Below are 25,105 nucleotides of genomic sequence, written 5' to 3'. Positions count from 1 at the left end.
GTCGTCAAGCTGTGGTCCTTCATGTTCTTCTTCGTCTGGCTGCGTGGCGCCCTGCCACGGGTCCGCTACGACCAGTTCATGCGGTTCGGGTGGCGGTTCCTCATCCCGGTCACGCTGGCCTGGGTGGTCGTCGTCGCCTTCATCCGCGCGAGCCAGCTCGGGTACGTCACCGGGCCAACGTTCAGCATCGCGGGGCGGCAGTACCCCCTGCTCAGCTTCATCTTCGTGGCCGTCGTGGCCGCCCTGGTGCTGCTCGTCTACTACTACTGGGAGAACCGCCGGATCGAGCGCGAGGCGGCGAAGTCGGCCCCGCCGCCCGAGGAGGTGGACCCGTTCGCCGGTGGGTTCCCGGTCCCCCCGCTGCCCGGTCAGCGGCTGCGCGAGCCCGCGCTGCGGATCTCCGAGCGGTCCGCCGAGGACGTCCCCGAGAAGGAGGCAACACGTGGCTGACGAGAAGCCAGGGTTCTTCGCCGACCTGTTCGCCCCGGTCGGCGGGTTCGGCGTCACCTTCGCCACCATGTTCCGCAAGCTCGAGACCGAGGAGTACCCGGAGGAGAAGCGGCCCACGCAGCCGCGCTACCACGGCCGGCACCAGCTGAACCGCCACCCCGACGGTCTCGAGAAGTGCGTGGGCTGCGAGCTGTGCGCTTGGGCGTGCCCCGCCGACGCGATCCTCGTCGAGGGCGCCGACAACGACGACCGCGAGGGCGGCGCCGGCCGGTTCTCCCCGGGTGAGCGCTACGGTCGCGTCTACCAGATCAACTACCTGCGCTGCATCTTCTGCGGGCTGTGCATCGAGGCGTGCCCGACACGTGCGCTCACGATGACCAACGAGTACGAACTCGCCGACAACAACCGCGCGGACCTGATCTTCACCAAGGACCAGTTGCTCGCTCCGCTCCAGCCCGGTATGGCGGACGCCCCGCACCCGATGGTGGAGGGCATGACGGAGAAGGACTACTACAAGGGCGCGGTGACCGGTGCGACGACCGCCCAGCAGGACTGGGTGGCCGAGCACGCCGGCGCGGCCGATTCGGAAGGACACACAGCATGAGACTCGGTGGTGCGGAGGCGACGCTGTTCTTCTTCGGCGCTCCGCTCGCGGTCATCGGTGCGCTGGGGCTGCTGTTCGCTCGCAAGGCGGTCCACGCCGCCATGGGTATGGCGCTGACCATGATCATGCTCGGCGTGTTCTACATCGCCGAGCAGGCGGAGTTCCTCGGGATCATCCAGATCTTCGTCTACTCCGGCGCGGTCATGATGCTCTTCCTCTTCGTGGTCATGCTGGTCGGTGTCGACTCCTCCGACTCCCTGGTCGAGACGATCAAGGGACAGCGGCTGGCCGGCCTGCTGCTGGGCCTCGCCGTGATGATCAGCCTGCTGGTCAGCGTCGCGAAGATCAGCTTCGGCGGCGCCAAGGGCCTGGACAAGGTCAACAGCGACACCGGCAACGTCAGCGGACTGGCCAACCTGATCTTCGGGCCCTACGTGTGGGCCTTCGAGGTCACCTCGGCCCTGCTGATCACCGCCGCGATCGGCGCGATGCTGCTGGCACACCGCGAGCGGCTGCGTCCCAAGGCGTCGCAGGCCGACTGGTCGCGGGGCCGCGTCCGCCGCAACGAATTCGTCGCCGGCCTGCCGGTGCCCGGTGTCTACGCCCGGCACAACGCGGCCGACGTCCCGGCACTCCTGCCCGACGGCACACCTGCCGAGTCCTCGGTGCAGCGTGTCCTCAAGGCACGCGGCCAGGTCGGGTCCGCCGAGTCCTACGTCGCGGCCGCCCAGGAGATCGAGGGCGAAGCCGGCGACATGAGCAGCAAGGAAGTCGGTGACCGACAGTGACCCTCACGTCATACATCTACCTCTCGGTGATCCTGTTCTCGATCGGCAGCGCCGTCGTGCTGCTGCGTCGCAACGCGATCATCGTCTTCATGGGCATCGAGTTGATGCTCAACTCCGCCAACCTCGCCTTCGTGACCTTCGCCCGCATGCAGGGGTCGCTCGACGGTCAGGTGATCGCCTTGTTCGTGATGGTGGTGGCCGCCGCGGAGGTCGTGGTCGGCCTCGCGATCATCATGGCCATCTTCCGCGCCCGCAGGTCCGTGTCGGTCGACGACGCCAACCTGCTGAAGCTGTGAGTTAGGGAGTATTCGTGACCATGCATGACGCCACAGGTGTGGCATCAATCGGCTGGCTGATGATCGGCCTGCCTGCGCTGGGCGCTGCCCTGCTGCTGCTCGGCGGGAAGAAGCTGGACAAGGCGGGGCCCTACCTGGCCGTGCTGCTGTCCTGGGCCTCGTTCGTCATCGGCCTGCTCGTGCTGCTGCAGCTGCGCGGCAAGCCGGCCGACGACCGCGCGATGCACCTGCACCTCTACTCCTGGCTGCCGGCCGGCCGGATCAACCTCGACGCGGGCCTGCTGCTGGACCAGCTGTCACTGACCTTCGTCATGCTGATCACCTTCGTCGGGTCGCTGATCCTGGTCTACTCGCTCGGCTACATGGAGCACGACCCGGACAAGCGCCGGTTCTTCGCCTACCTCAACCTCTTCGTCGCCAGCATGCTGCTGCTGGTCCTGGCCGACTCCTACGTGCTGCTGTTCGTCGGTTGGGAGGGCGTCGGTCTGGCGTCATACCTGCTGATCGGGTTCTGGAACTGGAACCCCGCCTACGCGACCGCGGCGAACAAGGCGTTCTTCCTCAACCGCATCGGTGACATGGGCATGCTCATCGCGATGTTCGTGATGTTCTGGGCCTTCGGCCGCCTCGACTTCGCCGGTGTCAACGCCGGTGTCGCGCACGCCGGCAAGGGCACCCTGCTCGCGATGGGCCTGGCCCTGCTGGTGGCCGCGTGCGGTAAGTCCGCGCAGTTCCCGCTGCAGTCCTGGCTCGGTGACGCGATGGCCGGCCCGACACCCGTGTCGGCCCTGATCCACGCGGCAACCATGGTGACCGCGGGCGTCTACCTGATCGTCCGCAGCCACGTGATCTTCAACGCCTCCGAGAACGCCCGCCTCGCGGTCTGCATCGTCGGCGCGATCACGCTGTTCGCCGGAGCGGTGATCGGTTGCGCCAAGGACGACCTGAAGAAGGCACTCGCCGCGTCGACCATGTCGCAGATCGGCTACATGGTGCTGGCGGCGGGTCTCGGACCGGTCGGCTACGCCTTCGCGATCTTCCACCTGGTGACGCACGGCTTCTTCAAGGCCGGGATGTTCCTCGGTGCCGGTTCGGTCATGCACGGCATGAACGACCAGGTCAACATGCGCCGCTTTGGTGGGCTCGGGATGATCATGAAGATCACCTGGATCACCTTCGGGCTGGGCTTCCTGGCCATCATCGGCTTCCCGGGCCTGTCCGGCTTCTGGTCCAAGGACAAGATCATCGAGGCCGCCTTCGAGGGCAGCGGCTGGAAGCCGTGGGTCTTCGGGCTGACCGCGCTGATCGCCGCCGGTGTCACCGCGTTCTACATGTCGCGGATGTTCTTCATGACGTTCATGGGCAAGCGCCGCTGGACCGAGGACGTCCACCCGCACGAGTCGCCGCTGACGATGACGATCCCGATGATGGTGCTCGCGATCGGCTCGGCGTTCCTCGGCCTCATCCTCGGCCCGACCGGCATCATCACCGACTGGCTGGAGCCGGTCGTCGGCAAGCACGAGGGCAGCGAGCACGTCCTCGGCGCCGGCCCGCTGATGGTGGCCACCTTCGTCCTGATGGTCATCGGCATCGCCATGGCGTGGAAGATGTACTGGCGCGACGATGTGCCGATCACTCCACCGGTCGGTTCGCCGCTGACCCAGGCCGCCCGTCGTGACCTCGGTCAGGACGACTTCAACCAGGCCGCCATACAACGTCCAGGTCTGCACCTGACCCGCGCACTCGTCTTCTTCGACAACAAGGTCGTCGACGGCGTGGGCAACGGTTCGGCAGCCGGGATCGGCGGCAGCTCCGCTCGACTCAAGAAGATGCAGAACGGATTCGTGCGTACTTACTCCCTGACGATGCTCGTGGGCGTCGTAGCAATCCTCGGCGCCCTGTGGGTGGTGCAGTGATGACTGACTTCCCCTGGCTGACGACACTCGGCGTCATACCCCTGGTCGGTGCCGCCGTCGTCGCGCTGCTGCCCAAGGGCGCGTCCCGCAACGCGCGACCCGTCGCGCTGGCGTTCGCGCTGATCACCCTGGTGGTCGGCATCGTCGCCGCGACCCAGTTCAAGACCGGCGGCGGCCAGCCGCAGTTCCAGCTGGCCGAGACCCATTCGTGGATCCCGCAGTTCGGTGTGTCCTACGCCGTGGGTGTGGACGGTATGGCGCTGACGCTCATCCTGATGAGCCTCGTGCTGGTGCCGGTCTCGCTGCTCGCCGCGTGGAACGACATCCCCGAGGGCGGCCGGCGCCAGCAGAGCTACTTCGCGCTGCTGCTGGTGCTGGAGACGTTCATGGTCGGGGTCTTCGCCGCGACCGACGTCTTCCTCTTCTACGTCTTCTTCGAGGCGATGCTGATCCCGGTCTACTTCCTGATCGGCATGTTCGGCGGCCCGCGCCGCCAGTACGCCGCGGTGAAGTTCCTGCTGTTCTCGCTGTTCGGCGGGCTCATCATGCTGGTCGCGGTCATCGCGCTCTACCAGCAGGGCCCCGGTGGCGACCACGGCTTCCTGGTCAGCACGCTGACCGGCCTGCACCTGTCGCAGGGCACCGAGCGTCTGCTGTTCGTCGGCTTCTTCCTCGCCTTCGCGATCAAGGCGCCGATGTGGCCGGTGCACACCTGGCTGCCCGATGCCGCGACCGAGGCCAAGCCGGCCGTCGCGGTGCTGCTCGTCGGTGTGCTCGACAAGGTCGGCACCTTCGGGATGATCCGCTTCTGCCTGCAGCTCTTCCCGGACGCCAGCAAGTGGGCGACCCCGGTCGTCATCATCCTGGCCGTCATCTCGATCATCTACGGCGCGATCGCGGCCGTCGGCCAGAACGACATGATGCGGCTGATCGCCTACACGTCGGTCAGTCACTTCGGCCTGATCGTGCTCGGCATCTTCGCGGTCACCCAGACCTCGATGGTCGGCTCGCAGCTCTACATGATCAACCACGGCATCACGACGGCCGCGTTGTTCCTCTTCGCCGGGTTCCTGATCATGCGGGGCAAGAGCAAGAACATCACCGACTACGGCGGCTGGCAGCGCACCACCCCGGTGCTCGCCGGTGTCACGCTGACGGCCGGCCTGTCCGCGCTCTCGCTGCCCGGCCTCAACTCCTTCATCTCGGAGTTCCTGGTCCTGGTCGGCACGTTCGAGCGCTACCCGGTGGCGGCAGGCATCTCGGTCGTCGCGGTGGTGCTCGCGGCCCTCTACATCCTGCTGATGTACAAGAACATCTTCACCGGGCCGAAGCAGCAGTTGGTCGCGGCCGCCGACGGCACGCTCGCACTGGGCGACAACGGCATCCGTCCGTCGACCGGTGTCACCGACACGCTGTTCGACGAGCCCGAGACCGACATCGCGGACATTCCGGCCGAGGCCAAGGTGCGCGGCTCCGCCATACGCGATCTGAACCTGCGGGAGCGGGTCGTCGCGGGTGTGCTGATCGCGCTGATGCTCGTGCTCGGGTTCTTCCCGAAGCCCGCGCTCGATCTGCTGCGGCCGGCGGTCACCTCGACGCTGCAGCACGTCAACGTTCACGACCCGGCGCCGCATGCCGGCGTCACCACAGACGGGAGCAGCAAGTGACCACGCCCGCCACCTTCACCCAGGCACACATCTCGTATGCCGCTGTCGTGCCGATGCTCGTCATCTTCGGCGCGGCCATGGTGGGTGTCCTCGTCGAGGCCTTCGTGCCCCGCGCCCAGCGCTACTGGGCACAACTCGGCGTCACCGCCATCGGGCTCGTGGCCGGCTTCCTGACGCTGGTGCTGATCTCGCGCGACCACAAGGGCGCCACCGCGGCCGACGCGGTCGTCATCGACGGTCCCGCACTGATGCTGCAGGGCACCATCCTGGTGCTGTCGTTCCTCGCGGTCATGATGATGGCCGAGCGGTTCGACACCAAGGCGGCCGACGCCTTCACCCAGTCCGGTGCCTCGGTGCCCGGATCACCGATGGAGACCAACGCCGTTCGGCTCGGAGCCACGACGACCGAGGTCTTCCCGCTGGTGCTCTTCTCGGTCGGCGGCATGATGCTCTTCGTCGCAGCCGGTGACCTGCTGGTCATGTTCATCGCGCTCGAGGTGCTGTCGCTGCCGCTCTACATCCTGACCGGCCTGGCCCGGCGCCGGCGGCTGCTGTCGCAGGAGGCCTCGCTGAAGTACTTCCTGCTCGGCGCGTTCTCCTCGGCGTTCTTCCTCTTCGGTTCGGCGCTGGTGTATGGCGCCACCGGATCGATCAAGTTCGGCGAGATCGCCGATGCACTCGGCACGGTCAGCGGCCGGGACGACATCCTCATCCCGGGCGTCCTGCTCGTTGCGGTCGGCCTGCTGTTCAAGGTCGGCGCCGTGCCGTTCCACGCCTGGACGCCGGATGTCTACCAGGGCGCTCCGAGCCCGGTCAGCGGTTTCATGGCCACCACCGTCAAGGTCGCCGGCTTCGGCGCGATGCTGCGGCTGTTCTATGTCGCGCTGGAGGGCCTGCGCTGGAACTGGCAGCCGGTCGTGGCGATCGTCGCGGTGCTGACGATGGTGGTCGGCGCGGTGTTCGCCGTGACGCAGACCGACATGAAGCGACTGCTCGCCTACAGTTCGATCTCCCACGCCGGCTTCCTGCTGGTCGGAGTCGTGGCACTGAACAAGACCGGTCTGTCCGGGACGATGTTCTACCTGGTGGCCTACAGCTTCACCACGCTGGCGGCGTTCGGCATGGTGCCGATGGTGCGCTCGGCCGGTTCCGAGGCGACGCACCTGTCGCAGTGGGCCGGCCTGGGCAAGACCAGCCCGGTGCTCGCGGCGACGTTCTCGTTCCTGCTGCTCGGTTTCGCCGGCATCCCGCTGACGTCCGGTTTCACCGCGAAGTTCGCGTTGTTCTCCGGCGCGGTCGGGCACGGTGCGACCTGGCTGGTGATCATCGCGATGCTGATGAGCGCGGTCACCGCGTTCGTCTACATCCGGATCATCGTGCTGATGTACTTCTCCGACCCGACCGGTGACACGCACGTGCTGATCCCGTCGCCGCTGACCGGTGTCGCGGTCACCGTCGGTGCGCTCGCCACCCTGGTCCTCGGTGTGGCGCCGGCGCCGCTGCTGAACCTCGCGCAGCACTCGTCCTTGTTCATCCGATGAGCGGACAGTCCCGGGCGCAGACGCTGATGCCCTCGGCCAGCGATGCGCTGACCGAGCGGCTGACCGACGGGTTGCTCGCGGTCGAGTCGCGGCTGGCCGCGGTGGTCCAGCACGAGGACGAGTTCATCGCGGGCGCGTCACAGCACCTGCTCGGCGGCGGGAAGCGCTTCCGGCCGTTGCTGACCCTGCTGTCCTCCGAGCTCGGCACCGGCGTCAACGACGCCGTGATCGACGCGGCGGTCGGGGTCGAGCTGACCCACATCGCCTCGCTCTACCACGACGACGTCATGGACGCCGCCGAGCGACGACACGGCAAGGCCAGCGTCAACGCGACCTACGACAACATCACCGCGATCATCGTGGGCGACCTGCTCTTCGGCCGTGCCTCGGAGATCGTGGCGGGCCTCGGCAGCGAGGCCGCGCGGATCCAGGCGCAGACGTTCGTGCGGTTGTGCGCCGGGCAGATCCGCGACGACCGGCAGGCGCCGGCCGACGCGGACCCGATGGAGCACTACCTCGGGGTGCTCGCGGACAAGACCGGGTCGCTGATCGCCACCGCGGCACGCTATGGCGCGATGTTCGGCGGGTGCCCGCCGGAGACGGTCGAGCTGATGCGGCAGTACGGCGAGTACATCGGCATGGTGTTCCAGCTGTCCGACGACGTGCTCGACATCGTGTCCGACGAGTCGGGCAAGACGCCCGGCACGGACCTGCGTGAGGGTGTCACGACCTTGCCGGTGCTCTATGCGCGCGCGTCGACCGATCCGGCTGACGCCCGCCTGCAGGATCTCCTGTCGCACCCGCTCGTCGACGATGCCGAGCATGCGGAGGCGTTGCAGCTGATGCGGTCGCACCCGGCGCTGGATCAGGCTCGGCGCCATACCGCCTCCGTCGCGGAGCGGGCCGTCGCGCTGCTCGAGTCATTCGGCGAGAGCGACGCGCTCACCGTGTTGCGGGCCCTGCCCGGACAGGTCGCCTCGCGGACCGTGTGACAACCTTGCGGGTGGAGTAGGGCGAGGTACGAGCCCGTATCGAGACCCGGCGTTCATGGACGCTTGTCCAAGTTGCTGGCTAGACTTGTCCCATGTCACGCCTGTCTGCCAAAGACCGTCGCGTCGAGTTGATCGACGCCACGGTGCGCGTTGCGGTCGCGGAAGGACTCGACGCGGCCACCGTGCGTCGCATCGCCCAGGAGGCCGGGGTGCCGCTCGGCACCGTGCACTACTGCTTCGGCTCCAAGGCGGCGCTGATCTCGGCCGTCGCCGACAGCATCGAGCAGCCGACCATCGACGTCGCGCTGCTCGAGACCCTGCCGACGGACGAGGCGCTCGTCACCGCGTTCCGTGCCTACTGGGAGCAGATCGGCAGTGACCGCCGCCGCCAGCTGCTGATCTACGAACTGCTCGCGCACCTCTCGCGGGGCGACGAGGACAGCAGGCAGATCGCCCGCAAACTGCTCGATCGTGCGTATGGCGTGGTGCTGGGCGCGCTGCGCGCATACGCCGAGGACCTCGGGCGTGAGCTGCCCGTGGAGCCGGACGTGCTCGCCCGGCTGATCATCGCCGTGACCGATGGCGTCAGCCTCGCCTGGATCGTCACCAGCGATGACGCGCAGGCGCAGGTCGTGCTGGAGACCTTCGCCCGACTGCTCGCGGCCGCCTTCGACCAGGGGAGCGCATCGGCATGAGACTGGGCCTACCGCAGCGTCGGCGCGACCGTGGTGCCGAGCTGTGGGATGCGGTGCAGGGTGTCGGTGCGCCGGTGGCCGTGCTCGATCTGGCGGCCTGCGATCACAACGTGGCGGAGATGCGCTCGCGCGCGGGCGAGCTGCCGATTCGCCTGGCCTCCAAGTCGATTCGCGTGCGCGGGCTCATCGAGAAGGTACTTGCGGAGCCGGGCTACCACGGTGTGCTCGCCTATTCGGCGGCCGAGGGACGTTGGCTCGCCGAGCACGGTGTCGACGATGTGCTGGTGGCCTATCCGACGGTCGACATCGCGACCGTCTCCGCCGTCGCTGCCGACCCGGCGTTGCGCGAGCGGGTCACCTTCATGGCCGACCTGCCCGAGCACCTGCAGTTGCTGGACCGGGCGGCGCGGGGGTCGCGGGTGCGGGTCTGTCTCGACGTCGACAGTTCCCTCGATCTCGGGCCGGTGCATCTCGGTGTGCACCGCTCCAGCGTGCACACCGCCGTTGAGGCGGGCGAATTCGCCCGTACCGCAGCAGGTTTCGCTTCGCTGCGGCTCGTCGGTCTGATGTTCTATGACGCACAGATCGCCGGCATGCAGGACACCGGCGCCGCCATACGACTGGTGAAGCGGAAGTCCGCCGACGACCTGCGGGTCCGGCGCCAGGAGGTGCGAGCCGCCGTGGAGCAGCACGTCGAGCTGGAGCTGGTCAACGCCGGTGGCACCGGCAGCTTGCACGCCGACTGGGACAGCTCGGTCACCGAACTCGCAGCGGGGTCAGGCCTTTTCACGCCCACCCTGTTCGACGGGTATGACGACACGGACCTGCGGCCTGCCGCCTTCTACGCCACCCCGGTGGTGCGCAAGCCTCGTCGCGACGTGGCCGTCGCGTTCAGCGGCGGGTATGCCGCTTCGGGCGTCGCGGGCCCTTCGCGGGCGCCTCGGCCGGTGCACCCCAAGGGGCTGTCACTGATCAGGACCGAGGGCGCAGGAGAGGTGCAGACTCCGTTGCGGGGCAAGGGCGCTCGTGGTTTGGAGCTCGGCGATCTGGTGTGGTTCCGCCATGCCAAGGCCGGCGAGATGTGTGAACGCTTCAACGAGATCGTGCTGGTGCGTGACGGTGCGATCGTCGATCGGATGCCGACCTATCGCGGAGAAGGGCAGAACTTTGGCTGAGTGGAGCAACTGGGCCGGCACGGTCACCAGCCGGCCGGAGGAGACGGTCCTGGTGCGGGACCTGCCGCACCTGCAGCTGCTGTGCGAGGAGTCGATGCTGGCCGGCCGCCGGGTGAAGGCGGTCGGTGCCGGGCACTCGTTCACCGGGATCGCGGAGCCGACCGACGTGCTGGTCCGGATGGATCGGCTGTCCGGGATCCGTTCGGTCGACGAGGCGACCTGCCGCGTATGGGTGCACGCGGGGACGCCGCTGCACGTGCTCGGCCCGGAGTTGCAGCGCCGCGGGCTGGCGATGACCAACCTCGGTGACATCGACCGGCAGACGATCGCGGGCGCGGTGTCGACCGGAACCCATGGCACCGGGGCGCGTTTCACCGGTCTGGCCGGGCAGCTCACCGGCATCGAACTGGTGCAGGCGGACGGTTCGCTGCTCACCGTCACCGAGTCGGAGAACGCGGAGTTGCTTCCCGCCGTGGCGCTGAGTCTCGGCGCACTGGGCATCGTGACCGCGCTGGAGATCCAGTGCGTGCCGAAGTTCCTGTTGCACGCCGTGGAGGCACCGGCCTCGCTCGACGAGACACTCGACGGGCTGTCCGAACGCGTCGACAGCGCAGACCATTTCGAGTTCTACTGGTTCCCGCACACCGATCGGGTGCTCACCAAGACCAATACGCGGCTCGTCGACGAGTCGGCGCGCGCACCGCTGCCCGCCTGGCGGAGTCGCCTCGATGACAACCTGTTGTCCAACAAGCTTTTCGGCGTCCTCAACAAGGCGACGACCCGTGCGCCGGGGATCATCCCGGCCGTGAACCAGGTGTCGGCCAGGGCGCTGTCCCGTCGTGAGTTCACCGACTGGTCCTACCGCGTCTTCGCATCCGAGCGTGAGGTCGTGTTCCGGGAGTCCGAGGTCGCCATACCGAGGGACGCAGTGCCGGAGGTGCTGCGCGAGCTGCGGTCCTGGCTGGCGCGCAAGGTGGAGGTCGTGACCTTCCCGGTCGAGGTGCGTTTCGCCGCGCCGGACGACCTGTGGATGTCGACGGCCCATGGACGGGAGTCGGGCTACATCGCCATACATCAGTATGCCGGGCGGGACCACCGCCGCTATTTCGAAGCCTTCTGGTCGATGCTCGAGCGGGTCGACGGCCTCGGCGCACGACCCCACTGGGGCAAGATGCACGACCTCGGCGCGGCTGAATTACGTTCTCGTTACCCGAAGTTCGATGATTTCGTCGCACTGCGCGACCGCCTCGACCCGCAGCGCGTCTTCAGCAACCCCTACCTGGACCACGTCCTCGGGTAGCGACTGCGGCATCCCTCCCCACCCACCCTTCTTGCCGAGAGGACACCTTCGCGCCGAGCGGACACGCAATATGGCCCCCGGATCGGCCATTTTGCGTGTCCCTTGGGTGATCGGGTGTCCTCTCGGCAAAGGGTATGGCGAAGCCTTCTTGGTATGTAACCTTGCGGGTACGTAACAAGAAGGATACATTCATCTGCATGGACGCAGTTCTGCAGGCGCTGGCCGATCCGAGCCGGCGCACCGTGTTGGCGATCCTGCGCGATCACGAGGCGACGGCCGGCGAGCTGGCTGACGCGTTGCCGATCGCCCGGCCGGGAGTGTCGCGTCACCTTCGGGTGCTGCGGGAGGCCGGTCTGGTCGACGTGCGCCAGGAGTCACAACGTCGGATCTACGCGCTGCGTCCGGAAGCGCTTGTGCCGGTTGATGATTGGCTGGAGGACTACCGAGCCCTGTGGCAGAACCGCCTCGATGCGCTGCACACCGAAATCGCCCGAGGGAAGAAGGCCCGGAAGTGAGAACCATTGCCACGACACGAAAGCTCGACCACGCGCGCGGCGCGGTCCGCGTCGAGGATGTCTACGACACCGGCATCGACGATCTGTGGGAGGCGTGCACGAACCCGGAGCGACTGGCGCGCTGGATCGCGCAGGTTGAGGGTGACCTGCGCGAAGGCGGCATCGTGCACACCACGTTCACCAGCACGGCCTCCGGGGCGTCACGGATCGTGCAGTGCGAGCCGCCGAATCACCTGCTGATCGCCTCGGTGCCCGAATCGCCGGACCAGCGGGAGGATCTCGACGGCGACAGCGAGACCGAGGTCTGGCTGACCGCCGAAGGCGGCAGGACGCGATTGGTGGTCGAGGAGCGCGGGCTGCCTGCCGACAAGTTGCACTTCTACTGCGCCGGCTGGCAGGCACACCTGGAGGATCTGGCGACGACCCTCGGCAGCGGGAAGACGGCTCACCCCGGTGGCTGGTCCCCGCAGCGTCCGGCTGCGGCGTTCGACACGCGTTTCAACGAGCTCATCCCGGTCTACGAGAAGGCCGGCGTCTGAGCTGTTCGGGCGCGCGGTTCAGATCGCGCAGTTCTCGGCGGCCCGTGCCAGCCGGCGTGCTCGCGTCGTCGTCGTGAGCGAATCGATCGTCAACAGGATCAACGCGATCCAGACGATGCCGAAGCCGATCCAGCGTGCGATCGGCATGTGCTCGTCGAGTAGCAGCACACCGCACAGCAACTGCAGGATCGGGGTGATGAACTGCAGCATTCCGATCGTCACCAACGGCACCCTGCTCGCGGCTGCGGCGAAGAGCAGCAGCGGTACGGCGGTCACGATGCCGGCGCACAGCAGCAGCAGCGAGTGGCCGGTGCCGTGTCCGCTGAAGGTGGCGTTGCCCGTCATACCGACGATGATCAGGACACCGATGGCGATCGGCGTGAGCACGGCGCTCTCGGCGGTCAGGCTCTCGATGGCGGTGAGCGAGCCGCCGATCCGCTTCTTCATGAACCCGTAGCTGGCGAAGGAGAGCGCGAGGACGACCGAGATCCACGGCGGCCTGCCGTAGTCGATCGCCAGGTAGACGCAGGCGAGCGCACCGACGCCGACGGCGACCCATTGCAGCAGGCGCAGCCGTTCCCGCAGCACGACCACGCCGAGGCCGACGGTCACCAGCGGGTTCAGGAAGTAGCCCAAGGCCGCCTCGACGGTGTGGCCGGTGATGACGGCCTGGATGTAGACCGTCCAGTTGACCGCGATGAAGAGCCCGGCCAGGGAGGTCGCCACGAGTTGCCGCGGGTTGCCGGCCAGGCGGCGCAGGAAGCCCAGGTTGCGCGTGACCGCGAGAGCCGCAAGGCAGACGACCAGGGTCCACACGATGCGGTGCGACAGGACTTCCCAGGCGCCGGCCGGCTTGAGTGCGTTGAAGTAGAGCGGGAAGGCGCCCCAGATCAGGTATGCCGCGAACCCGTATGCCGCGCCGTTGCCGTCCGTCGTCGAAGCCTCCCGGGTGGGTGTCTTCGTCGACGTGGAACGCACGGCTGTCATTGTTCCACTGTCGCGCACCAGCACTATGAAGCACCAGCGAAATCTCCTTCACAACCATGAAGCCCGGCTGGAACGTCGGCGGCATACCGTTGTCCCATGACCCGTCGCCTTCTGCTGGTTCTCCTCGCAGTCTGCGCGGCAGTGCTCCTGCCGTGGACGACCTACCTCGGGCACACGTTGCCTACCAGTTATCGGGCCGACGGCTGGCGCGTCGCCTGGGTGGGCTTCGACATCGGCCTGCTGCTCCTGCTCGCGGCAGCGCTGTGGCTCGGTCAACGGCGGCACCCGATGGCGACGTCGGTGATGACCGCGACCGCCGCACTGCTGGTCGCCGATGCGTGGTTCGACATCGTGCTCGACTGGGGATCGGACGATGCCTGGGTCAGCGTCGCCTCGGCCGTCGTCATCGAGATCCCGCTCGCCGTGGTGCTTTTCGTCTCCGGCCGCCAACTGCTCTCCGGCGGTATGGCGCGCCATACCCTCACCGCGCAGGACGTGGAGCTGCAGCGCCGGCCCAGCACGTCGCAGGTCCTGGACGTGCTCGACCAGGGCCCCGCAACGGCGGACCGCATCCAGGAGGTGACCGGACTGGAGTCATCCGTGGTCGACGAGACGCTGCGCGGTTTGCGGCGCTCGCGGCATGTCCGGCGTGGGCGCGGCGGCCGGTGGATCGCGGTGCCGATCTCGCTGCAACGTCCCGCCTCGGACTCCCTGGACCCGGCGGACCGGGAGACGATCGAGGCGTTCTACGACAGCAAGCTGCACCAGGAGCTGGAGCTCTTCGAGTGGGCGGCGGCGCAGCACGCGGTCCTGGCCGACTGGACGAAGGGCAGCCGGTCCCGGATGCTGCTGACCGAACGTGAGCTGATCAGGTTCGACCACGAATACCTGGACCTGGTGATGCGCTACGCCCAGCTGCACGGCGTGCCGACCCGGCAGACGCGGGAGCTCGCGGTGCGCTGGTATGCGTTCCCGACACCCGAGGACCAGGAACGCGTGGCTGCCGCCGGCGCCACCGACTGAGAACCGTCGGTCTCAGCCCGCGACGTTCCAGGTGTCCTTGCCGCGCAACAGCTCCAGCAGCTCGTCGTCACCCGCCGGTCCGGCCGGCGACGCCGCCGCGACCTGGGCGCGCACGCCGTCGTCATACGTGGGGCGCTGCACGCTGCGGAAGATGCCCATCGGCACGTTCGCCATGTCGGCACCATCGAGCCGGGAGAGGGCGAACGCCGTGGACGGGTCCTCATCTGCCACATCATGGGTGACGACCCGCGCCGGATCGGCCTCCGACTCCGGCACCAGGGTGAGCCGTCCGTGGCTGTCGCGTATGACGACCCGGGTGGCGTCGCCCTCGCCCGCACGCACCGGCTCACCGTCGATCAGGCGCAGCATCCGGCCCTCGCCCTCGTCGGCGTCCTTGAGGATGTCGAACGCACCGTCGTTGAAGATCGGGCAGTTCTGGTAGATCTCGACGAGCGCGGTGCCGCGGTGCTGGGCCGCCGCACGCAGGACCTCGGTGAGGTGCGCGCGGTCCGAATCCATTGTGCGCGCAACGAAAGTCGCTTCCGCTCCCAGCGCGAGTGACACCGGGTTGAACGGCTGGTCGACCGAGCCGACCGGCGTCGACTTCGTCACCGCGCCGACATCGGAGGTGGGGGAGTACTGGCCCTTGGTGAGCCCGTAGATCTTGTTGTTGAAGAGCAGGATCTTGAGGTTGACGTTGCGGCGCAGTGCGTGGATCAGGTGGTTGCCGCCGATCGACAATGCGTCGCCGTCGCCGGTGACGACCCAGACCGACAGGTCCGGCCGGCTGGTTGCGAGCCCGGTGGCGATCGCCGGCGCGCGCCCGTGGATCGAGTGCATGCCGTAGGTGTCGAGGTAGTAGGGGAAGCGGCTCGAGCAGCCGATGCCGGAGACGAAAACGATGTTCTCCCTGCGCAATCCGAGCTCCGGCAGGAAGCTCTGCACTGCGTTGAGGATGATGTAGTCGCCGCAGCCGGGGCACCAGCGGACCTCCTGGTCGGAGGTGAAGTCCCGCTTGGTCTGCTTCTCGCCGTCGGCCAGCAGCGGGACGCCGGCGATGCCCGAGGCACCCGGCATACCGAGATCGATGGTGCTCATGCGTGGCTCCCTTCGCCCAAAGTGTCGAGGTGGTCGCCGATCACCGCTGCGATCTCCGCTGCCGTGAAGGGCAACCCGCGCACCGCGGTGTGGCTCTGTATGTCGACGAGGTACTTGCCGCGCAACAGCAGCGCGAGCTGGCCGAGGTTCATCTCGGGCAGCACGACGCGCTCGTAGGAGCGCAGCACCTCGCCGAGGTTGGCCGGTAGCGGCGCGAGGTGGCGCAGGTGCGCTCGGGCGACCTTGGCTCCGGTGGCACGAGCCAGGCGGGCACCCGCAGCGATCGGCCCGTATGTCGAACCCCAGCCGAGGACAAGGAGTTTCGCGTCACCGCTCGGATCGTCAACCTCGATGTCAGGGACCGCGATGCCGTCGATCTTGGCCTGCCGGGTGCGGACCATGTGGTCGTGGTTGGCCGGGTCGTAGCTGATGTTGCCGGTGCCGTCGGCCTTCTCGATGCCGCCGACGCGGTGCTCCAGGCCCGCGGTGCCCGGCACCGCCCAGGGACGCGCGAGAGTGTCGGCGTCGCGCAGGTAGGGGTGGAAGACCGGCTTGCCCTTGGCATCGGTGGCGTTGGGCTCGGTCGCGAATTCGACGTCGACAGTGGGCAACTCGTCGATGCCGGCCGGCAGGCGCCACGGCTGGGAGCCGTTGGCGAGGTAGCCGTCGCTCAGCAGGATGACCGGGGTGCGGTAGGTGGTCGCGATCTGCACGGCCTCGATGGCCGCGTCGAAACAGTCGGAGGGTGAGTTGGCAGCGATCACGGCGACCGGCGACTCGCCGTTGCGGCCGAACATCGCCTGCAACAGGTCGGCTTGCTCGGTCTTGGTGGGCAGGCCGGTCGACGGGCCGCCGCGCTGCACATCGACGATGATCAGCGGGAGCTCCAAAGAGACTGCCAGACCGATGGTTTCGGACTTCAGGGCCAGACCCGGACCACTGGTGGTCGTCACACCGATCGACCCGCCGAACGAGGCCCCGAGTGCAGCGCCGATGGCTGCGATCTCGTCCTCGGCCTGGATGGTCGTGACGCCGAAGTGCTTCAGGCGCGACAGGTTGTGCAGCAGATCCGAAGCCGGTGTGATCGGGTAGCTGCCGAGCACGAGCGGCAGCTTCGCGCGGTGCGCCGCAGTGGTCAGTCCGTATGCCGTGGCGACGTTCCCGGTGATGTTGCGGTAGGTGCCGGGCTCCATCGGCGCTGGAGCGACCGCGTATTGCACCGAGAAGGCTTCGGTGGTTTCGCCATACGCGTGACCGGCGCGCAGCGCGGCGAGGTTGGCCTCCAGGATGTCGGGCTGGTCGGCGAACTTGGTGGCCAGGAATGCACGGGTCCCGTCGAGGGTGCGGGTGTACATCCAGGAGAGGAGTCCGAGCGCGAACATGTTCTTCGCGCGCTCCTTGTCCTTGCGACCCAGGTCGAAGTCGGCCAGCGCCTCGACGGTGATCGACGTGAGCGGCACCGGGTGGACCTGCCAGGCATCGAGCGAGTCGTCGTCCAACGGGTTGCCGGTGTAGCCGACCTTGGACAGGTTGCGCTTGGTGAACTCGTCGGTGTTGACGATGATCGTCGACCCGCGCGGCAGGTCGCCGAGGTTGGCCTTCAGGGCTGCCGGGTTCATCGCGACGAGCACGTCCGGAGCATCGCCGGGTGTCAGCACGCTGTGGTCGGCGAAGTGCACCTGGAAGCTGGAAACGCCGGGCAGGGTGCCCTGGGGTGCGCGGATCTCGGCAGGGAAATTGGGCAACGTCGACAGGTCGTTGCCCAACACCGCGGAGTCGCTGGTGAAGCGGTCGCCGGTCAGTTGCATGCCGTCGCCGGAGTCTCCGGCGAAGCGCACGACGACGCTGTTGATCTGTTTCAGGTTGCTCACGAATTCTCCCGCTATTGGCTCTCTACCCAAATCTACGCGGCCGACTCCAACGGATTACAGCCGGGTGGAATTGCATAACTCGGACTTATAGTTCGAGCCTGCTGGAGGTTTGGTCGAACGCCGTCGAGCGGGGTGACACGGCTCAGGTGGCGCCGAGCTTGTCGGGGTTGCCGGCCACGAGCAGCTCCTCGATCCGTCCGTCCCGGACCCGCAGGCTGATGAGCCTGGTGATCCCGTCGGGGTGGATCTCCAGAGCGGGCAGGCCGTTGATGTCGACGACGCGGATCGCATCCGTCTCGCGGGTGACACCGACCATGAACCGGGCAATCTTGGCGGGGCCGTGGATCGGCTTGAGCGCCGAGCTGACCTTGCCGCCACCATCGGCCCACAGCACGGCGTCATGCGCGAGCAGCGTCTCCAACTCGCGCATCGCACCGTGTCGTGCAGCGTGCAGGAGGGCATCGAGCAGGCGGCCGTGAGTGGTGGGATCGGCGTCGAAGCGCGCGTCCGCGCCCAGGCGTGCTGAGGCTCGGCGGAACAGCTGCCGGCAGGCGGACTCGGTGTGGTCGATGACCACACCGATGTCCTTGAACGAATACGCGAAGCCGGTCCGCAACACGTAGGTGGCCCGCTCCGGTGGGCTGAGCCGCTCCAGGAGTTGGATCGCGGCCAAGGACAACAGATCCCGGTCGATCGCCGCATCCTCGGGGAGCCGGTCGGAGGCGACGGGCTCGGCGATCCACGGGCCGATGTAATCCTCCTGGCGGCGCTGTCGCTGACGCAGCCGGTCGATCGCCAGGCGGGTGACGGTCGTCGTGAGGAACGCGTCCGGATTGCGCACCCCGTCGGCGTCCGCCATACGCAGCCACGCCTCCTGGACGACGTCCTCGGCGTCCTGCCAGGAACCCAGCATCCGATAGGCGTGGGCGAGCATCCGACCGCGTGCGGCTGCCCAGGCCTGCGCGCGATCGGTGGCCTGGGCAGTGCAGTCGGTCGATGTCACCGCTTCGGCGGCTGCATCCGGGTCGGTATGGCGATGCGGTTCCACACATTGATGGTCGCAATCGCAACCAGGAGGTTGGCGACTTCGGCCTCGCTGAATTCGTCGCTGACGTTGTCCCACACCTCGTCGGTCACGCCCTCCTCACCGAGCCGGGTGACCTGGTCCACGAGTGCGAGTGCCGCGCGCTCCTTGTCGGTGTAGCAGCCGACCTCGCGCCACGCCATCAACTCGAAGAGCCGCTGCGGTGTTTCGCCGGCCTTCAGCGCGTCGTGGCTGTGCATGTCGATGCAGAAGCCACAGCCGTTGATCATCGACGCGCGCAGCTTCACCAGCTCGTAGAGCTTCGGATCGACATTGGCGGCTGCGTACTTCTCCAGCGCCATGACCTTCTCGTAGGCCTCGGGTACGACGTTGCCGATCTTCATCCGCGGTTCCATGGGTGCTCCTTCACAGCGTGTTGCTCTGTCCAAGGTATGACGAACGGCGGCGGTCGAAACGTGACAGTCGGGAATCTCACATGGTGCGCGCGGCGCCGATCTCGGTGGCCGTGCGGCGGTAGCCGAGCCAGTCGTTGACGGCGAGCATCGGGCCGTTGCGGTCGTCGTTGGAGGTGTAGGCCGCAGCCACGCCGGCGGCCGTGGCCCGATGGAGCGCCGCCGCCTTCACCAGCTTGGACAATCTCCGCCCGCGGTATGCCGGAACGGTGCCGCTGAATGCCGACCACATCCGATCGCCGTCGGTCTCGGAGATGGTGAAGGACGCGACTTCGTCGCCGACCAGGGCCGCGAAGCTGAGGTGCTTGTCGATGGCCGGGTCGTTCCAGAAGTCCTTGATCCATTCGTCGTAGGAGATCGAATCCGTTGGGGTGTCTGTCGGTTCGTCGACCGACGCGAGCATCTCGGCGGTGTACGCGGCGCGCGGGTCGAGTTCGTCATACGAGCGCAGGGTGACGCCGTCCGGCGTTGCCGGCCGGTCCGGTAGCTCGGCCAGTTGGACGCCGGAGAAGTGCATCCGGCGGATCTCGGCATACCCGCGCTCGGCGGCGAAGCCCATGCTGTCCGGCTGGATGAACGACTGGGTGCGTTCGGCTCCGGCGTCGGCGAGGTGTCGGTGGAGACGTTCGGACAGCTCGCTGCCGATGCCCGCCCTCCGGTGGTCCGGGTGCACGAAGATGGTTGCCTTGCCCTGACCGGGGGTGCTGGTCCAGATGTTCAGTCCGGCGTTCCCCCAGCCGACCACGGCGCCGTCGCGTTCGGCGACCAGCGCCACGGACTGCTCGCGGGGGCGGTGCGTGGTGATCGCACGGCGAACCATGTCGGCGGGCATCACCTTGTAGGGGAACACCAGCCGCCGGACGGCTGCCACGGCGGCGGCGTCCTCGGGTCGAGCCGGTCGGATGGCAAAGCCGGTCGTCATACATTCGAAGCTAGTCAGGGTTGCGAGGGCCCGCCACGCATTATGGTGCGGAGATGACCGTTGGACACGTAGTGGTGGGCTCCGGCCCCGTTCATGTGCTCGCGCTGCACGGCTGGTTCGGCTCGGCGAAGGGATGGGGCGATCTGCCGCTGCTGATCGACCAGGACCGCTACACGTTCGCCTTCCTGGACTACCGCGGTTACGGCAGCCGACAGGACGAGACCGGCGACTACACGCTCGCCGAGATCAGCGCCGATGCGCGGGCGCTCGCCGACGAACTCGGTTGGGATCGTTACGCATTGCTCGGTCACTCGATGGGCGGCACTGCGATGATGCGCACCTTCGCTGACGCGCCCGAGCGTGTGACGGCGATGGTGGGCGTCTCGCCGGTGCCGCCGACCGGCATACCTTTCGACGAGGAGTCGTGGGCGCTGTTCGACGGCGCTGCCGCCAGCGACGACAACCGCGCCGCGATCATCGCCTTCACGACCGGCAACGCACATCCGACTGAATGGGTCCAGGAGATGGTGCGCTTCTCGGTCGCCAACTCCCGGCGCGAGGCGTTCGGTGCCTACCTGTCGTCGTGGGGCACGACAGATTTCCACGACGAGGTGCCGACGGTCGACGTCCCGTTGCGGCTCATCGCCGGTGCCAGGGATCCTGCGCTCGGGCCGCAGACCTGCGAAGCGACCTGGCTGGAGCTGTTCCCCGACGCGCAGCTGGACGTCATCGAGGATGCCGGTCATTACCCGATGTACGAGTCGCCGGGCGAGTTCATGGACGACCTGAACCGCACGCTCGACGCACTGGCCTGAGCTGTATGGCGAATCCGACCGCCGCTCTGCACGATCCGGACACCTACACGACCGGCGTGCCGTTCGAGCTGATCGAGCAGCTGCGCGCGATCGGGCCGGTGCACTGGGTGGATGAGCCCGAATTACCAGGGCTTCCGGCAGGTTCCGGCTATCACCTGATCATCGATCACGGCCCCGTCACGGAGGTGGTGCGCGACCCGGCGACCTACTCCTCGGCGCTCGGTGGCACCCAGATCCGCGACCCGGCGACGGAGCGCGATCTGCACTACGTGCAGCGGATGATGCTCAACATGGACCCGCCGGAGCACACGCGGTTGCGCAGGATGATCGCCGCGTCCTTCACACCACGTGCCGTGCGTGCGCTGGAGGAGCGAATTGCCGGGCATGCCAAGGGAATCGTCGACCGGATGCTGGATGGGCCGCATGAGTGCGACTTCGCCAAGGACGTCGCGGCCGACCTGCCGCTGCTCACGCTGGCCGATGTGCTGGGGGTGCCTGCCGAGGACCGGGGGCTGATGTTCGACTGGTCCAACCGGGTGATCGGATTCTTGGACGCCGACTACGCCAGCTCGGCGAGTTTCGATGCGGGACAAGGGACTTCGCTGGCACGCGAGGCGGTGGCGCTGCGTCCTTCGCCGGACTCGAACGGACACATGCCCGACCCACGTGGACGTGACGGTATGCCGGACCTCTACCGCTACGCGCATCTGCTCGGCGATGCGAAGCGTGCCGATCCCGGTGACGACGTGATGTCGATCCTCCTGGCGCAGCGTGAGGAGGACGGCGGTCAGCTGTCCGTCGAGAAGTTCGAGAACATGTTCTGGCTCTTCGCCGTCGCGGGCAACGAGACGCTGCGCAATGGCCTGCCCGGTGCGATGATCGCCTTGCTGTCGAACCCGGCGGCGATGGCTGCCCTGCGCGAGGATCCGTCGCTGATCCCCGGAGCGGTCGACGAGCTGCTGCGCTGGTGGACACCGGTGATGACCTTCCGGCGCACCGCGACGCGCGACACGTCACTCGGCGGCACGCAGATCCGGGCCGGCGACAAGGTGGTCGTGTCCTACCTCGGCGCCAACCGGGACCCGGCGGTGTTCGACCGGCCGGACGAGCTGATCATCGGCCGGAAACCCAACAACCACCGCGTTTTCGGGCACGGACCACACGTTTGCGTCGGTGCGCACTTCGCTCGCGTGCAGATGACGCATCTCTTCCAGGAAGTGCTGGGCCGCACGCGCGCCATACACCTCGCCGGCGAGCCGGTGCTGCTGCGCTCGAACTTCCAGCGCGGTGTGAAGCGACTGCCGATCCGGTGGGAGTGACTGCGTGCTGATCTGGATCAACGGGGCCTTCGGGGCGGGCAAGACGCAGACCGCTCACGAGTTGCAACGACGGCTGGCGAACGCGCATGTCGCGGACCCCGAGCTGCTGGGTTACGCGCTGCACAAGATGCTTCCGGCGCACGAGCGGGGCGACTTCCAGGACATCCCGCAGTGGCGGTCCGGCGTCCTCGAGACGCTGCAACAGGCCGAGCGCGCCGCGGACCGCCCGGTCATCGTGCCGATGACGATCGTGCGGGACGACTACTTCGACGAGATCGTCGGCGGCCTACGAGATCGCGGCGTCGATGTGCGCCACTACGCGTTGTCGGCAACTCCGCAGACCTTGAAAACGCGCTTGAGATCACGACTTTCGACAATCGTTGGTTTCGAGGACACGTGGGCGTTGAGCAATATCGATCGCTGCGTCGCGGCACTGAGCAACGACCGCTACGCCACACAGGTCCCCACCGATGAGCTGTCGATCGACGAGGTGGTGGAGTGGATCGCGGAAGACGCGCAGCTTCCGCTGGTGCAGCCCCGGATGCGTCCGGCCCGTTACCAATTGCGTCGCCTCGCGGTCGGCATACGACACATCCGGCTCTGAAGGTCGCCCGACGATGCATCAACGCCTCGTGTCACCCACTCCTTGAAGACATGGAAGACAATCTGGAGATGAACGCCGAGGTCACGACCTACCGCTACCTCCGGTTCTGCCTGCTGGCGCTGCTCCTGGGACTGACGGTCTCGATCGGCATCGAGACGGTGCGCGGTGGATGGCAGACGTCGCTCAGTTCGTACTACTACACGCCCGCCGGGCCCATCTTCATCGCGGTGCTGGCGAGTGTCGGGGCCTGTCTGGTCGCGCTGCGCGGCTTCACCGATGCGGAGAACGTCTGCCTGAATCTCGCGGGGATCAGCGCGCCGATGGTGGCGTTCGTGCCCACGCCGGAACGCGGCCACCAACCGGACGTGGTTGCGATCACCAACAACGCGGCGACGTTCCTGACCGTGCTGGGGATCGGCTATCTCGTGGTCCTCGGTTTCGCGGTGCGCAGGGTCCGGCGGCACGAGCCGGTCTCCACCTGGAGCTACATCGGCTTGGCATCCGTCGCTTTGGCGTGGCTGGTCGGGGTCGTGTGGTTGGCGGTCGATCGCCAGTCGTTCGCCGGGCATGCGCATGCTCTGGCGGCAACCTTCACGTTCCTGCCGTTCGCCGGCGTCGTCGCCCTCAACACCGACTGGGGTGTGCGCGTGATCGCCCGGCAGGAGACTAGGAGCCGGACTCGTTTCGACCGGGCCTATTGGGCCGTCCTCATCGGCATGGGCCTGGTCGTCATACTTTTCGGTGCCCTGCAGTCCTGGGCTTACGCGCTGCTCGGCCTCGAGGTCGGGATTCTGGGTCTCTTCGCAGGGTTCTGGATCCTGCAGACGATCGACCTGATGGATCCGCGACGGGACGCCGCGGTCAGTGCGTCGCTCCGATCAGCGCCGAGTGTTCTACCTTGAGGCACCGGTCCATGACGACCGTCAGTCCGGCCGAAGTCGCTGTGAATGCTGCCTTTTCGTCATACAGGCCGAGCTGGAACCACAGCGTCGTTGCTCGTGCCGCGATCGCCTCGTCGGTGACGCCCGCGAGTTCGGTATGGCGGCGGAACACGTCGACCATGTCCGGTGCGGCCGGCAGGTCAGCCAGGCTGGCATACACCGGCCGGTCGAAGAGCGTGGTGAGGTTTGGGTTGACCAGCCAGACCTCGTAGTCGGTGTGGTCGATCAGGTATGACGCAACGCCGTGGCTCGGCCGCATCGGATTGTCCGAGACGCCGACCACCGCGACGGTCCGGGTGGCCTGGAGGATCTTCGTGCGCTCGGCGGCTGTCGGAGAGGTCCAGGACGGCGCATCGCTCATGGCACCAGGCTAGGCCACGGGCATCTGCTGCGATCCCGCTGCGAAGGCGGGCCCCGGACCGCAGTCGATTCGCAGTGGGTCTCCCTAGTGTCCGGACCGTTGCCGAACACTGCCGTCAGGAGAAACGTCATGAAGCTACGTCGAACCGCCGCCGCCCTCGCGCTCGGCGCCGCAGCCGCCACCGGTGTGGCGGTCGCGACGCCGGCACACGCCGCGTCATACCGACCACCGGTCTCGACCTTCCCGGTCGGCGACCCGGGGATCATGTGGGACAGCGGCCAGTTCGTGAATTTCTACACCGGCTGGCGCGCGAAGGTGGCGACCGCGCCCTACGCGAACGGCCCGTGGAAGCAGGTGAGCCACGCGATGAACGCCGATCCGGTGTGGTCGAAGCAGTCGACCTCGACCTCGCATCCCGCGGTTTGGGCGCCGTCGGCGATCAAGGTCGCGACCGGCAAGTACATGCTCACGTATGCCGCGCAACGCAAGGACTCCAGCTACCTGCGCTGCATCGGCGTCGCGTTCGCCAGTAAGCCGCTCGGGCCCTACACGCCCGCCACCACACCGCTGTCCTGCATCAACGGTCGGTATGGCGCCCCCGACGTCATGTCCGGCGCTGCGTCGAACGACTCGGTGATCGACGCCACCCCGCGCTTCCTCACGGTCAACGGGTCGCGAGGCCTGTACGTGACCTACAAGACGCAGCACAGCGTCGGCACGAAGGGACAGCCCGGGTTCCACTACTACTCGACGATCCGGATGGTCCGGGTGCAGACCGCCAGCACCGCGTCGTCGGTGAAGATCTGGGGCTCGAGTCACATCCTCACGACCCGTCCCGACAACATCGAGGAGAACCCGGTGATGGTGCAGCGCGGCAACACCTTCACGCTCTTCACCTCGCTCGGCGGGTACACCCTGTGCACGTATCACACGGAGTACCGGAACTCGACGCACCCGTGGAGCTGGCCGACCACCTCCCACCGGTTGAGCTTCCCGTCCAACACCAACACCTGCGGCACCGGCGACGCCGACGTCTACTACTCACCGCAGGCGAAGGCGTACCGGATCTTCTGGTCCGGCCGGCCCGGTGGGGCGGGGAAGACCAACCCGTTCTACCTCTACAGCGGCGAACTCGGGTTCTTCAGTGGCGTCCCGAAGGTCACCGGCGTCGACGCGCGCAAGTCGTGAC

26 protein-coding genes are annotated in these 25,105 nt (G+C 67.5%); 19 read left to right on the top strand and 7 right to left on the bottom strand.

Going from position 1 to position 25,105, the window contains the following annotated elements; genetic code table 11:
* From VG502_RS15655 to VG502_RS15595, 13 genes are all read left to right on the top strand, one after another.
* A partial coding sequence (locus VG502_RS15655) for an NADH-quinone oxidoreductase subunit H (RefSeq protein ID WP_325550999.1) occupies window positions 1–450 on the top strand: 450 nt, incomplete at its 5' end.
* A complete protein-coding gene (nuoI, locus tag VG502_RS15650; protein WP_325550998.1) occupies window positions 443–1,054 on the top strand; it encodes an NADH-quinone oxidoreductase subunit NuoI in 612 nt (203 codons plus the stop codon). The genes VG502_RS15655 and nuoI, both read left to right, overlap by 8 nt.
* Entirely contained in the window at window positions 1,051–1,842 is a 792-nt protein-coding gene (locus VG502_RS15645) for an NADH-quinone oxidoreductase subunit J (RefSeq protein ID WP_325550997.1), read from the top strand. The genes nuoI and VG502_RS15645 overlap by 4 nt, the downstream gene beginning before the upstream one ends.
* Window positions 1,839–2,138: an NADH-quinone oxidoreductase subunit NuoK gene (nuoK, locus tag VG502_RS15640; RefSeq protein WP_325550996.1), complete on the top strand. Its 300-nt coding sequence runs from the start codon at window positions 1,839–1,841 to the stop codon at window positions 2,136–2,138. The genes VG502_RS15645 and nuoK overlap by 4 nt, the downstream gene beginning before the upstream one ends.
* 20 nt (window positions 2,139–2,158) lie before the next feature.
* Window positions 2,159–4,054 (top strand): NADH-quinone oxidoreductase subunit L, encoded by a 1,896-nt coding sequence (gene nuoL / locus VG502_RS15635; protein WP_325551004.1) that lies wholly within the window; start codon window positions 2,159–2,161, stop codon window positions 4,052–4,054.
* Window positions 4,054–5,721 carry an NADH-quinone oxidoreductase subunit M gene (locus VG502_RS15630; protein WP_325550995.1) on the top strand — a complete coding sequence of 556 codons (1,668 nt, stop codon included), beginning with the start codon at window positions 4,054–4,056 and terminating at the stop codon, window positions 5,719–5,721. The genes nuoL and VG502_RS15630 overlap by 1 nt, the downstream gene beginning before the upstream one ends.
* Window positions 5,718–7,262 carry an NADH-quinone oxidoreductase subunit NuoN gene (nuoN, locus tag VG502_RS15625; RefSeq protein WP_473964772.1) on the top strand — a complete coding sequence of 515 codons (1,545 nt, stop codon included), beginning with the start codon at window positions 5,718–5,720 and terminating at the stop codon, window positions 7,260–7,262. The genes VG502_RS15630 and nuoN overlap by 4 nt, the downstream gene beginning before the upstream one ends.
* Window positions 7,259–8,254 carry a polyprenyl synthetase family protein gene (locus VG502_RS15620; RefSeq protein WP_325550994.1) on the top strand — a complete coding sequence of 332 codons (996 nt, stop codon included), beginning with the start codon at window positions 7,259–7,261 and terminating at the stop codon, window positions 8,252–8,254. Before nuoN ends, VG502_RS15620 begins: the two co-directional genes overlap by 4 nt.
* Window positions 8,255–8,346: 92 nt before the next feature.
* A complete protein-coding gene (locus VG502_RS15615) occupies window positions 8,347–8,949 on the top strand; it encodes a TetR/AcrR family transcriptional regulator (protein ID WP_325550993.1) in 603 nt (200 codons plus the stop codon).
* Window positions 8,946–10,124, top strand: a complete 1,179-nt coding sequence (locus VG502_RS15610; RefSeq protein ID WP_325550992.1) for an alanine racemase — start codon at window positions 8,946–8,948, stop codon at window positions 10,122–10,124. Before VG502_RS15615 ends, VG502_RS15610 begins: the two co-directional genes overlap by 4 nt.
* On the top strand, window positions 10,117–11,424 hold the full coding sequence (locus VG502_RS15605; RefSeq protein ID WP_325550991.1) for a D-arabinono-1,4-lactone oxidase: 1,308 nt from the start codon (window positions 10,117–10,119) through the stop codon (window positions 11,422–11,424). Before VG502_RS15610 ends, VG502_RS15605 begins: the two co-directional genes overlap by 8 nt.
* A gap of 197 nt (window positions 11,425–11,621) precedes the next feature.
* Window positions 11,622–11,939, top strand: coding sequence for an ArsR/SmtB family transcription factor (locus VG502_RS15600; protein WP_325550990.1), 318 nt, complete (start codon window positions 11,622–11,624; stop codon window positions 11,937–11,939).
* Entirely contained in the window at window positions 11,936–12,478 is a 543-nt protein-coding gene (locus VG502_RS15595) for an SRPBCC domain-containing protein (protein ID WP_325550989.1), read from the top strand. The genes VG502_RS15600 and VG502_RS15595 overlap by 4 nt, the downstream gene beginning before the upstream one ends.
* An 18-nt stretch (window positions 12,479–12,496) precedes the next feature.
* Here VG502_RS15595 and rarD read toward each other — a convergent pair whose 3' ends face one another.
* A complete protein-coding gene (gene rarD / locus VG502_RS15590; RefSeq protein ID WP_414655749.1) occupies window positions 12,497–13,465 on the bottom strand; it encodes an EamA family transporter RarD in 969 nt (322 codons plus the stop codon).
* Window positions 13,466–13,561: 96 nt separating this feature from the next.
* Here rarD and VG502_RS15585 point away from each other — a divergent pair, with 96 nt between their 5' ends.
* Complete coding sequence (locus VG502_RS15585; RefSeq protein ID WP_325550987.1) at window positions 13,562–14,488, top strand: hypothetical protein; 927 nt, start codon at window positions 13,562–13,564, stop codon at window positions 14,486–14,488.
* 12 nt (window positions 14,489–14,500) lie between these two features.
* Here the strand turns inward: VG502_RS15585 and VG502_RS15580 are convergent, their stop codons facing one another.
* The 5 genes from VG502_RS15580 to VG502_RS15560 all read right to left on the bottom strand — a co-directional run bounded on the left by VG502_RS15580 (window position 14,501) and on the right by VG502_RS15560 (window position 19,876).
* Window positions 14,501–15,586, bottom strand: a complete 1,086-nt coding sequence (locus VG502_RS15580; RefSeq protein ID WP_325550986.1) for a 2-oxoacid:ferredoxin oxidoreductase subunit beta — start codon at window positions 15,584–15,586, stop codon at window positions 14,501–14,503.
* Entirely contained in the window at window positions 15,583–17,457 is a 1,875-nt protein-coding gene (locus VG502_RS15575; RefSeq protein ID WP_325550985.1) for a 2-oxoacid:acceptor oxidoreductase subunit alpha, read from the bottom strand. Before VG502_RS15575 ends, VG502_RS15580 begins: the two co-directional genes overlap by 4 nt.
* A 142-nt stretch (window positions 17,458–17,599) precedes the next feature.
* Window positions 17,600–18,505 (bottom strand): sigma-70 family RNA polymerase sigma factor, encoded by a 906-nt coding sequence (locus VG502_RS15570; RefSeq protein ID WP_325550984.1) that lies wholly within the window; start codon window positions 18,503–18,505, stop codon window positions 17,600–17,602.
* Entirely contained in the window at window positions 18,457–18,897 is a 441-nt protein-coding gene (locus VG502_RS15565) for a carboxymuconolactone decarboxylase family protein (protein WP_325550983.1), read from the bottom strand. Before VG502_RS15565 ends, VG502_RS15570 begins: the two co-directional genes overlap by 49 nt.
* Window positions 18,898–18,973: 76 nt before the next feature.
* Window positions 18,974–19,876, bottom strand: a complete 903-nt coding sequence (locus VG502_RS15560; RefSeq protein WP_325550982.1) for a GNAT family N-acetyltransferase — start codon at window positions 19,874–19,876, stop codon at window positions 18,974–18,976.
* A gap of 53 nt (window positions 19,877–19,929) precedes the next feature.
* Between VG502_RS15560 and VG502_RS15555 the strand changes: the two genes are divergently transcribed.
* Genes VG502_RS15555 through VG502_RS15540 form a run of 4 tightly spaced genes read left to right on the top strand, consistent with a single transcriptional unit; the run spans window position 19,930 to window position 23,516 of the window.
* A complete protein-coding gene (locus VG502_RS15555) occupies window positions 19,930–20,691 on the top strand; it encodes an alpha/beta fold hydrolase (RefSeq protein WP_325550981.1) in 762 nt (253 codons plus the stop codon).
* Between the two features lie 5 nt (window positions 20,692–20,696).
* Entirely contained in the window at window positions 20,697–22,010 is a 1,314-nt protein-coding gene (locus VG502_RS15550; RefSeq protein WP_325550980.1) for a cytochrome P450, read from the top strand.
* 4 nt (window positions 22,011–22,014) lie between these two features.
* Window positions 22,015–22,614 carry an AAA family ATPase gene (locus VG502_RS15545; RefSeq protein WP_325550979.1) on the top strand — a complete coding sequence of 200 codons (600 nt, stop codon included), beginning with the start codon at window positions 22,015–22,017 and terminating at the stop codon, window positions 22,612–22,614.
* A gap of 50 nt (window positions 22,615–22,664) precedes the next feature.
* The gene (locus VG502_RS15540) at window positions 22,665–23,516 is read left to right on the top strand and encodes a hypothetical protein (protein ID WP_325550978.1); all 852 of its coding nucleotides are present in this window, start codon (window positions 22,665–22,667) and stop codon (window positions 23,514–23,516) included.
* Here the strand turns inward: VG502_RS15540 and VG502_RS15535 are convergent.
* On the bottom strand, window positions 23,476–23,916 hold the full coding sequence (locus VG502_RS15535; protein WP_325550977.1) for a CoA-binding protein: 441 nt from the start codon (window positions 23,914–23,916) through the stop codon (window positions 23,476–23,478). The two genes, VG502_RS15540 and VG502_RS15535, sit on opposite strands and share 41 nt — an antisense overlap.
* Window positions 23,917–24,045: 129 nt before the next feature.
* Here VG502_RS15535 and VG502_RS15530 point away from each other — a divergent pair, with 129 nt between their 5' ends.
* Window positions 24,046–25,104 (top strand): glycoside hydrolase family protein, encoded by a 1,059-nt coding sequence (locus VG502_RS15530; protein ID WP_325550976.1) that lies wholly within the window; start codon window positions 24,046–24,048, stop codon window positions 25,102–25,104.
* The last annotated feature ends 1 nt before the right edge of the window (window position 25,105 follow it).

Source organism: Flexivirga sp., assembly GCF_035551235.1.
Taxonomy (GTDB): Bacteria; Actinomycetota; Actinomycetes; order Actinomycetales; family Dermatophilaceae; genus Flexivirga.
The sequence above is the reverse complement of the archived record's forward strand: the minus strand, read 5'-3'. Positions and strand labels throughout refer to the sequence as shown.

Coding starts and splice junctions, on each gene's coding strand:
- VG502_RS15535 (WP_325550977.1), bottom strand. CDS start 23,916: ATGAGCGATGCGCCGTCCTGGACCTCTCCGACAGCCGCCGAGCGCACG.
- VG502_RS15540 (WP_325550978.1), top strand. CDS start 22,665: ATGGAAGACAATCTGGAGATGAACGCCGAGGTCACGACCTACCGCTAC.
- nuoL (WP_325551004.1), top strand. CDS start 2,159: ATGCATGACGCCACAGGTGTGGCATCAATCGGCTGGCTGATGATCGGC.
- VG502_RS15610 (WP_325550992.1), top strand. CDS start 8,946: ATGAGACTGGGCCTACCGCAGCGTCGGCGCGACCGTGGTGCCGAGCTG.
- VG502_RS15620 (WP_325550994.1), top strand. CDS start 7,259: ATGAGCGGACAGTCCCGGGCGCAGACGCTGATGCCCTCGGCCAGCGAT.
- VG502_RS15580 (WP_325550986.1), bottom strand. CDS start 15,586: ATGAGCACCATCGATCTCGGTATGCCGGGTGCCTCGGGCATCGCCGGC.
- VG502_RS15585 (WP_325550987.1), top strand. CDS start 13,562: ATGACCCGTCGCCTTCTGCTGGTTCTCCTCGCAGTCTGCGCGGCAGTG.
- VG502_RS15645 (WP_325550997.1), top strand. CDS start 1,051: ATGAGACTCGGTGGTGCGGAGGCGACGCTGTTCTTCTTCGGCGCTCCG.
- VG502_RS15550 (WP_325550980.1), top strand. CDS start 20,697: ATGGCGAATCCGACCGCCGCTCTGCACGATCCGGACACCTACACGACC.
- VG502_RS15555 (WP_325550981.1), top strand. CDS start 19,930: ATGACCGTTGGACACGTAGTGGTGGGCTCCGGCCCCGTTCATGTGCTC.
- VG502_RS15530 (WP_325550976.1), top strand. CDS start 24,046: ATGAAGCTACGTCGAACCGCCGCCGCCCTCGCGCTCGGCGCCGCAGCC.
- VG502_RS15630 (WP_325550995.1), top strand. CDS start 4,054: ATGACTGACTTCCCCTGGCTGACGACACTCGGCGTCATACCCCTGGTC.
- VG502_RS15565 (WP_325550983.1), bottom strand. CDS start 18,897: ATGGAACCGCGGATGAAGATCGGCAACGTCGTACCCGAGGCCTACGAG.
- VG502_RS15615 (WP_325550993.1), top strand. CDS start 8,347: ATGTCACGCCTGTCTGCCAAAGACCGTCGCGTCGAGTTGATCGACGCC.
- rarD (WP_414655749.1), bottom strand. CDS start 13,465: ATGACAGCCGTGCGTTCCACGTCGACGAAGACACCCACCCGGGAGGCT.
- VG502_RS15560 (WP_325550982.1), bottom strand. CDS start 19,876: ATGACGACCGGCTTTGCCATCCGACCGGCTCGACCCGAGGACGCCGCC.
- VG502_RS15600 (WP_325550990.1), top strand. CDS start 11,622: ATGGACGCAGTTCTGCAGGCGCTGGCCGATCCGAGCCGGCGCACCGTG.